This window comes from Asticcacaulis biprosthecium C19 (assembly GCF_000204015.1).
In the GTDB taxonomy this organism is placed as follows: Bacteria; Pseudomonadota; Alphaproteobacteria; order Caulobacterales; family Caulobacteraceae; genus Asticcacaulis; species Asticcacaulis biprosthecius.
In genome coordinates this window covers 1782-9967 of record NZ_GL883078.1, presented here as the reverse complement: position 1 = coordinate 9967, position 8186 = coordinate 1782, and the positions used below count along the sequence as shown (strand labels likewise).

Annotated in this window: 11 protein-coding genes; 8 read left to right on the top strand and 3 right to left on the bottom strand. The window is 62.0% G+C overall.

Annotation, left to right across the window (positions count from 1 at the left end):
* Positions 1-75: 75 nt before the first annotated feature.
* Positions 76-1290: an NADP-dependent isocitrate dehydrogenase gene (locus ABI_RS10775; protein ID WP_006272990.1), complete on the bottom strand. Its 1215-nt coding sequence runs from the start codon at positions 1288-1290 to the stop codon at positions 76-78.
* A 206-nt stretch (positions 1291-1496) separates the two neighbouring features.
* On the opposite strand from ABI_RS10775, the gene ABI_RS23655 reads away from it, so the two are divergent.
* Positions 1497-1847 carry a hypothetical protein gene (locus tag ABI_RS23655; protein WP_050808269.1) on the top strand — a complete coding sequence of 117 codons (351 nt, stop codon included), beginning with the start codon at positions 1497-1499 and terminating at the stop codon, positions 1845-1847.
* A 3-nt stretch (positions 1848-1850) separates the two neighbouring features.
* The gene (locus tag ABI_RS10765) at positions 1851-3311 is read left to right on the top strand and encodes a methyl-accepting chemotaxis protein (protein WP_006272988.1); all 1461 of its coding nucleotides are present in this window, start codon (positions 1851-1853) and stop codon (positions 3309-3311) included.
* 118 nt (positions 3312-3429) lie between these two features.
* Here ABI_RS10765 and ABI_RS10760 read toward each other — a convergent pair whose 3' ends face one another.
* Both ABI_RS10760 and ABI_RS10755 read right to left on the bottom strand, forming a co-directional pair.
* A complete protein-coding gene (locus ABI_RS10760) occupies positions 3430-3744 on the bottom strand; it encodes an ArsR/SmtB family transcription factor (protein ID WP_006272987.1) in 315 nt (104 codons plus the stop codon).
* On the bottom strand, positions 3741-4190 hold the full coding sequence (locus ABI_RS10755) for an SRPBCC domain-containing protein (RefSeq protein WP_006272986.1): 450 nt from the start codon (positions 4188-4190) through the stop codon (positions 3741-3743). The genes ABI_RS10760 and ABI_RS10755 overlap by 4 nt, the downstream gene beginning before the upstream one ends.
* A 173-nt stretch (positions 4191-4363) precedes the next feature.
* Between ABI_RS10755 and bufA2 the strand changes: the two genes are divergently transcribed.
* The 6 genes from bufA2 to ABI_RS25660 all read left to right on the top strand — a co-directional run.
* The gene (bufA2, locus tag ABI_RS10750) at positions 4364-4648 is read left to right on the top strand and encodes a BufA2 family periplasmic bufferin-type metallophore (RefSeq protein ID WP_006272985.1); all 285 of its coding nucleotides are present in this window, start codon (positions 4364-4366) and stop codon (positions 4646-4648) included.
* 50 nt (positions 4649-4698) lie between these two features.
* Positions 4699-5538: an MNIO family bufferin maturase gene (gene bufB, locus ABI_RS10745; RefSeq protein WP_006272984.1), complete on the top strand. Its 840-nt coding sequence runs from the start codon at positions 4699-4701 to the stop codon at positions 5536-5538.
* The gene (locus ABI_RS10740; protein ID WP_006272983.1) at positions 5535-6299 is read left to right on the top strand and encodes an HvfC/BufC family peptide modification chaperone; all 765 of its coding nucleotides are present in this window, start codon (positions 5535-5537) and stop codon (positions 6297-6299) included. Before bufB ends, ABI_RS10740 begins: the two co-directional genes overlap by 4 nt.
* A gap of 10 nt (positions 6300-6309) precedes the next feature.
* Positions 6310-7113, top strand: a complete 804-nt coding sequence (locus tag ABI_RS10735; protein ID WP_006272982.1) for an RNA methyltransferase — start codon at positions 6310-6312, stop codon at positions 7111-7113.
* Entirely contained in the window at positions 7113-7463 is a 351-nt protein-coding gene (locus ABI_RS10730) for a DUF3147 family protein (RefSeq protein ID WP_006272980.1), read from the top strand. Before ABI_RS10735 ends, ABI_RS10730 begins: the two co-directional genes overlap by 1 nt.
* A gap of 67 nt (positions 7464-7530) precedes the next feature.
* A partial coding sequence (locus tag ABI_RS25660; RefSeq protein WP_040309148.1) for a hypothetical protein occupies positions 7531-8186 on the top strand: 656 nt, incomplete at its 3' end.

The window sequence follows — 8186 nt, the reverse complement described above, 5'->3', positions numbered from 1 at the left end:
GAATTCTACCTCAGTTCGCCATGAGAAAAGCCGCCGGAGGGATCCGGCGGCTTTCGTTTTGGGGCGGTAGATGCCTTAAGCCGCCAAGGCCTTTGTCAGGTTCTCGCTGACCTTGTCCAGGAAGCCCTCGGTCGTCAGCCAGCCTTGCGAAGGGCCGACCAGCAGGGCCAGGTCCTTGGTCATGGCGCCGGCTTCGACGGTGTCGATGCAGACCTTTTCCAGGGTTTCGGCAAAGCGGTTCAGTTCGGCATTGTCGTCCAGCTTGGCGCGGTGCTTCAGGCCTTGCGTCCAGGCGAAGATCGAGGCCATCGAGTTGGTCGAGGTCGATTCACCCTTCTGATGCTGACGATAGTGGCGGGTGACAGTGCCGTGAGCGGCTTCGGCTTCCATGGTCTTGCCGTCCGGCGTAACCAGGGCCGAGGTCATCAGGCCCAGCGAGCCGTAGCCTTGCGCAACCGTGTCGGACTGGACGTCGCCGTCATAGTTCTTGCACGCCCAGACGAAACCGCCGGACCACTTCAGCGCCGAGGCGACCATGTCGTCGATCAGGCGGTGTTCGTAGGTCAGGCCCAGTTCCTTGTACTTGGCTGCGTATTCGGCGTCGAAGATCTCGGCAAAGATGTCCTTGAAGCGGCCGTCATAGGCCTTCAGGATGGTGTTCTTGGTCGACAGATAGACCGGATAGTTACGCGCAATGCCGTATTCGAACGAGGCGCGGGCGAAGTCGCGGATCGACGCGTCCAGGTTATACATGCCCATGGCGACACCGGCGCCGGGGAACTGGAACACTTCGTATTCCATGACCTTGCCGTCTTCGCCTTCGAACTTCATGGTCAGCTTGCCGGGGCCCGGGACCAGGAAGTCGGTGGCCTTGTACTGGTCGCCAAAAGCGTGGCGGCCGACGACGATCGGCTGGGTCCAGCCCGGCACCAGGCGCGGCACGTTCTTGCAGATGATGGGTTCGCGGAAGACAACGCCGCCCAGGATGTTGCGGATCGTGCCGTTGGGCGACTTCCACATCTTCTTCAGACCGAATTCCTTCACGCGGGCTTCGTCCGGGGTGATGGTGGCGCATTTGACGCCAACGCCGCAGGCCTTGATGGCGTTGGCGGCGTCGATGGTGACCTGATCGTCGGTGGCGTCACGGTGTTCCATGCCCAGATCGAAATATTGCAGGTCGATGTCGAGATAGGGATGGATCAGCTTGTCCTTGATCATCTGCCAGATGATGCGGGTCATTTCGTCGCCGTCGATGTCGACGACCGGGTTTGCCACCTTGATTTTGGCCATTTGGGAATTTCCTTTCAAACGGGCGCTGACGGCAGGATACACAGGCTCACGACCGCCGCGAACGCGCCCCCTATAGACGTATTTTTCCCGCGCCGCAAATAGGCCTGATGGACACAAAAGCTGGCCGGAAAGCGAAATTTAGACTTTGTTATCCCTGTGCGCGTATCACCAATCGCAGGTTTAGCCGTTTGCGTATGTTCAGAATTATGTCTCAAGCCTCATCACCTCCCCGAGGCCGGTCTTCTTTCGCTGTCGTCGCCCTGTTCAGTCTGTTGCTGCTGGCCGTGACCGGGGGCGCCGCAACCGCGCCGCGGCCGGGCCAGGACCTGGCCGTGATTGTCGCGCCGTGGAGTGAACGGCCGGATGCGCTGATCGCTATTTCCCATGCCGGGGGCCGCATGACCGGCGCCGGGCGATGGTCCTTTATCGCCTTTGCGGCTTACGATGACGCCCAACTGGTATCGCAACTTTATGCCTCGGGCGCCTGGCTGGTCATTGATGCCGGCGGCCTGGCCGCGTGCCAATCCCCTTCTTCTTCTTCTTATTCCGGAGTCTGAACCTTGGACGGACTGAACCTGCTTCGCGCGCAATTTTCGCGCTTCATTATCGGTTTCCTGTGGGTGAACGCCCTGCTGATCCCGGTCATCAGCCTCTTCGGGCGCGGCGGCATTCACGTGACCGCCGTGATTGGCGGTGTGGTCCTGGCCGCGGCTGCGACCTGGGTATGGTGGCGAGACGCCACGGGACCGTCGACGCGGATGGTGACCTGCCTTGCCGTGGCGGGCATGGTCAGCCTGATGGTCTTCGCTCTGCGCGGGCACGAGCTTCAGATCGACATGCATATGTATTTCTTCGCCTGTCTGGCGGTCTGCGCCGGCTGGTGCGACTGGCGGGCCCTGGCCGGTTATACTGGCTTTGTGGCTGTCCACCATTTGGTGCTGAACTACGCCATGCCCCTGGCCGTCTTTCCGTCGGCGGCGCCGGAACTTTTGCGCGTCCTCGTCCATGCCGTCATCCTGGTCGTCCAGGCGGTGGTGCTGGCCTGGCTGGTCGGCCACATCGAAGCGCTGTTCGCCCGTTCGGGGGAGGCTCTGGAGGCTGCTACCGCCGCCGGCCGTCAAGCCCAAGAAATGTCCGCTGCCCAGGAAGACAGCCGCCGGCGTGAGATCGAAGCGCTGAACCGCCGCGAGGCCCTGAGCGCCGAGTTCGTCGAGCGCATGAACGCCCTGTCCAACCGATTTTCCGGCTTTTCCGGCCAGGTATCGACCTCGGCGGCCAGTCTGGCCGACACCATGAACCGGTCACTGCAGCGGACGCAGGTGATGGTGACGGCTTCGGACGAGGCGCGCGGCAACATCGACGCGGTCGCCGCCGGCGCAGAGGAGCTGTCGGCCTCGATCGCCGAGATCAACAGCCTGGCCTCGCATTCCAATGACGTGGCGACGCGCGCAACTGAGGAGGTCGCTGCGACCCAGGCGTCGGTCGCCGACCTGTCGCGCTCGGCCCAAAAGATCGGTGACGTTGTCGAACTGATCCGCTCCATCGCCAGCCAGACCAACCTTCTGGCGCTGAACGCGACCATCGAGGCCGCACGCGCCGGCGATGCCGGCAAGGGCTTTGCGGTCGTGGCGTCCGAGGTCAAGCAACTTGCATCGCAAACGTCGAAGGCGACCGACGAGATCGCGGCGGTCATCAATGGTGTCCAGGCCTCGACCGGCGAAACCGTGGAATCGATCGACCGCATCGTTACCACCCTTGGCGGGGTGTGCCAGACCGCCGGCGCCATCTCCCAGGCCATGCACCAGCAAAGCGCGGCCACGGCCGATATCGCCACCACGACCCAGCGCGTGGCCATGGGCACGGCCGGCATGGCCGATCATATCGCCCGCGTCGGTGACGACGCCAAATCTTCGGACTCGGCTTCACGCGATCTGATGCAGCTTTGCGGCGACCTTGAGGCCATGGCGCGTGAACTGCAGGGTGAGGTCGACAACTTCGTCGACCGGCTGAAGGCGGCATGAGCCTTATCAATATTTGATGTCGACTTTGCTGGGATGCCGTCCAGGGCCGCGAAGCCCCGCCCGAAGAGCGCAGCGAAGGCTCGAAAGAGTTTATGAGCATGACCTATAGACGCGTAGGTTAAGACGGTCCGTCCAGTATATCCCCCAACGCGTCCAGGCGGCGTTCCCAGGTGGAACGCCGCGCTTTTGTCCAGATATCGAGCACCGCGAAGCCGGCCGGGTTCAGGCTGCACGACCGGACACGGCCGATCTTTTCGGTTTTCACCAGACCCGCGGCTTCCAGAATGGCCAGGTGCTGGCCGACCGCGGTCAGGGTCATGTCATAGGGCGCGGCCAGGGCCGAAACCGACATGGCCGTATCGGTCAGCCGCTCGACCATGTCGCGCCGGGTAGCATCGCCCAGGGCCTGCAGGACCTTATGGGCGTCGCTCACAGCGCCTCGCCCAGGCGCTTCAGAAGTTCACCCCAGCCGTGTTCGCGCATCTGCGGGCCGTCGGCATTTTCAAAGTACGCGCCATGGTGGGTGAGGGTGAGTTTCGCACCGTCACCGTCGGCGGCGAACTCGAATGTAGCCAACGAGCCGGAAAACGGTGTGCCGTTCATCATCATGTTGGAACCGCAGGCGATGCGGCGGTCCGGAACGATATCGAGATACAGCGCCTCGCTTGACAGAACCGCGCCGGGGAACGGCGTCGTCGCGTCCATTACCCAACTCGAGCGCTCAATCCCGCCGACGCGGAAGTCGTTCTCATAGGTTCCGCCGGATCCATGACCGAACCAGCTTTGCTTGATGTCGGATTGAGCAAAGGCGGCGAAGACCTTGGTGACCGGATGCGGATAGGTCTTTTCGATAACGAAGGTGGCGTGAACGGCGGTCATGGGATTCTCCATATTCAAGTTTAAACTTCACTATCATGGCGCGCCGGAAAACAGTCAAGTTAAAACTTGAGTATTGTTCGGTGGAGATTTGTGAGGCGAGGTGTAACCTGGGCGGCGATGGCGACGTAATGGTTCAGGCCACCCCGGCACATTCAAACTGAGGAACTCGACCCATGATCACCGTAAAAACTGGCGCCACCATCGCATCCGCCGCTGCCCTTTTGGCCTTGTCCAGCATGGCCTTCGCTGCCACGCCGCCGGCCGGTAGTTCCGGCGCAGCCGTTTCGGCCGATGACACCGTCCATTGCTACGGCGTTCATAGCTGCAAGGGTCAATCCGATTGCAAGACGTCGACCCATGAATGCAAGGGTCATAACAGTTGCAAGGGCGATGGGTTCAAGGCGATGACCGCCAAGGCTTGCCTGGCCGACGGCGGCACCATTGGCGATATCGGCTGATAGTGAGTCCGGCCGGCGCCCCAGGTGCCGGCCGGCTTGCGGATTTGGACATGACAGAACTCCCTGCCGGTGGTCCGGCGCCCTTTTCCGGTTTTGGCCTGGGGCTGAGGCCGGATCATTATGCCGAGGTCTTGCGACGAGACGCTGTGGCCGACTTTTTCGAAGTGATTTCGGAAAACTTTATGGTCGACGGCGGCCGGCCCCTGAATTTGCTTGATCGCGTACGCGAGCGCTATCCGCTGGCCCTTCATGGCGTGTCCATGTCCCTGGGCGGCAAGAGCCTGGATCCGGACTATTTACGGCGACTGAAAGCTCTGTCTGATAGGGTGCGCCCACTATGGCTGTCGGACCACCTGTGCTGGACGGGAAGTGGCGGCATTAACAGCCACGACCTTCTGCCCCTGCCGTTGACCCAAGAAGCCTTGGAGCGCGTTGCGGCCAATATCCACCACGCCCAGGAGGTACTGGAACAGCCGTTGCTGATTGAAAACCCGTCGAGCTACATTACCTACCCCGAGGACAGCCTGACCGAATGGCAGTTCCTGACGCAACTGTGCGCCCGTACGGGCTGTGGCCTGCTGCTCGACGTCAACAATATATATGTCAGCGCCCACAACCATGGTTTCGACGCGCGCGCCTATCTCGATGGCATACCTTTTGACCGCGTTCGCCAGATCCATCTTGCAGGGCATACAGTTGGCGACGGCCTCCTGATCGATACACATGATCAGCCGGTGCCGGAAGGCGTGTGGTCGCTATACGCAGAGACAGTCAAACGGTGTGACACCGTGGCGGTTATGATCGAACGTGACGACGATATTCCGCCCCTGGACGATCTGCTGGCTGAACTCGCGGTGGCGCGGCGCCTGGCCGTCCCGGAGTTGGCATGACCGAATTGAGCAATCGCCAGGCTGAGATGATCGCCTTTCTGTGCGATCCCACCGCTGTGGCGCCGACGCGTGGGCATGCCGTCTATCACAATGCCTATCGCGGCCGGTTGAAAGGCGTGCTGGCCGAGACCTATGCCAAGCTGAAACTCTGGCTTGGCGATGAGGGGTTCGATGCGGTGGCCACGGCGTTTGTCGACGGCTTTCCGTCGCGGAGTTGGACGCTGAATGTGTTCGGCGAGGAATTTGCCGCGTATCTGGCCGAGTTTTACAGCCAGGATCCGGAGGTTGCCGAGTTGGCCTGGCTGGAATGGGCGTTGCATACATCCTTCAGTGGCCGGGACAGTGCGAATGTCACGGCTGCCGACCTGACAGATATAGACTGGGATCGGGCCGCGCTTGTCTTTGTACCGACCTTGGCATTAAGACCTGTGACCAGCAACGCTGCTGCGATCTGGCAGGCCCTGGCCGGGACGACCCAGCCACCGGCCGCTGCGCGCCTGGACTCTACGGCGCATCTTTGTGTCTGGCGTCATGGCCTGGAGCCCAAATTCAAAACCATCAGCTCGGATGAAGCCGCGGCCATCGATGCGCTGCGGGGCGGCTTGTCCTTTCCGGACCTGTGCGCCCGTCTGGCTGCGACCCAGGGCGATTCCGCGGCCGGCATCGCCGGCGGCTGGCTGGCCGCCTGGATCGGTGACGGACAGTTGGCGCGAATCGAACCGTGCACAGCAGGGGTTGGAGGTCGCGCCGATTTGTCGTAAGGGCGCGGGTATGAAAGATGCTCGCCCCGCGCCGCCGCTCGATCCCAACCTGACCTTGCCGTGTGTGATCCTCGACCGGCCACAGCTCGCTGACAATATTGGCTCGGTCGCCCGGGTCATGGCCAATTTCGGCTTGCAGGAACTGCGCCTGGTGGCGCCACGCGACGGCTGGCCCCAGGATCGCGCCTGGGCGACCTCGTCTGGCGCCAATTGGCCACTGGATGGTGCCAAGGTGTTTGCGACCGTTGCCGAGGCGGTGGCCGACCTGAAGACGGTTTACGCCACCACGGCACGCAACCGTGAGGTCCATCTGCCGGTCGTGACGCCGCGCCAGACCGCTGTCGAAGCCTATGCGGCTGCGCAGGGACACCAAAAGACCGGCCTGCTGTTCGGCGCCGAGCGGGCAGGGCTGGAGACCTCGGATATCGCGCTGTGCCACGCCATCGTCACCATCCCGGTCGATCCGCACTTTCATTCGCTGAACCTGGCCCAGGCGGTGAACATTATACTGTATGAATGGCGCTTGCTGGTGATGGATGCGCCCAAGGCGGCCTTTACGCAAAATATGGATGAGCCGGCCGATCTCAAATTCCTGCACGGCCTGTATGGCCATCTCGAGGACGAACTGGAAGCAGCGGGCTTCTTCTTCCCGCCGGAAAAGAAGGAATCGATGCTGCGCAATCTTCGGGTCGTGCTGAACCGCGCCCGGATGACCGAGCAGGAGATCCGCACCTGGCGCGGCGTCGTCACGGCCCTGACCAAGGGCCGCGGCCGGGTGCTGGCGAAGCTGGCCAAGGCAAAGGATGAGACGTAATGCTCTACCTGATCGCCAAGGCGCTTATATCGGGGTGCATCATCGCGCTGGTGTCTGAACTCTCCAAGCGCTTGCCGGCATTTGGTGCCCTGGTCGCCTCACTACCGCTGATCTCAATTTTGGGCATGATGTGGTTGTGGCGGGATACGCACGATCCGGCTCGGATGGCGACCCACGTCGAGGCGACCTTCTGGTACGTTCTTCCGTCCTTGCCGATGTTTTTGCTGATACCTCTTATGTTGCGCAAAGGGGTGGCATTTTATCCGGCACTTTTGGCTGGTTGCGGCCTGACGATCATGCTCTATCTGACAATGATCTATGCCGCGCCGAAGTTTGGACTCAAACTTTGACAGACATGCCTTGCTCTTGCGGACTTTTCGTGAAAGCTTTTCGCGGTTGCAGTACAAGAGGGGAAACGTGGCGAGTTCGCGCAACCGGAGCACATGGGCGTTACTGACCGCGCCGCTGGTGTGGCTGTTCGTCTATGTCGGTGTGTGGATCGCCGGCAGGATTGCCAGCCTGTTCGGGCTGAATGCCGCCATGAATGGGCGCTGGCAGGATGTTGCCGTGGCGCTGTTCGCCTCTCTCCCCGTTCTGGGCTGTCTGTGGCTGTGGCTGCGCTTTTACGAGAAGCGGCCGTTGCGCGATATCGGCCTCGCCGGACCGGCGCGGCGGGAACTGATCCGCGGTTTCCTGATGGGATGTCTTTTGGTCGCCGGTGTCGTGGGCGTGGGCCTTCTGATCGGCGTCTATTCCATCGGAGGCGGGGGCGCCTGGCAGGGCTTTGACCTCGTCTGGCTGACCGCAGCCTTGCTGGTCATTGCCGGCACCTTTGTCCAGGCGACCGTGACCGAAGCTTTGTGGCGCGGTTGGATGCTGCAGACCTGCGCGCTGCAATGGGGCGCCATTCCGGCACTTGTCTTTAACGTCGCCGCCGGGCTGATCATCCAGGGCGGCAACCTGTTGCAATCGCCCGAGCATCTGTTGGGCGGCATCAACCTGGCTCTTATGGCCGGCTTTCTTAGCCTGAAGGCCCTGCGGGACGGCAGTCTGTGGGGCGTATGCGGTGTCCA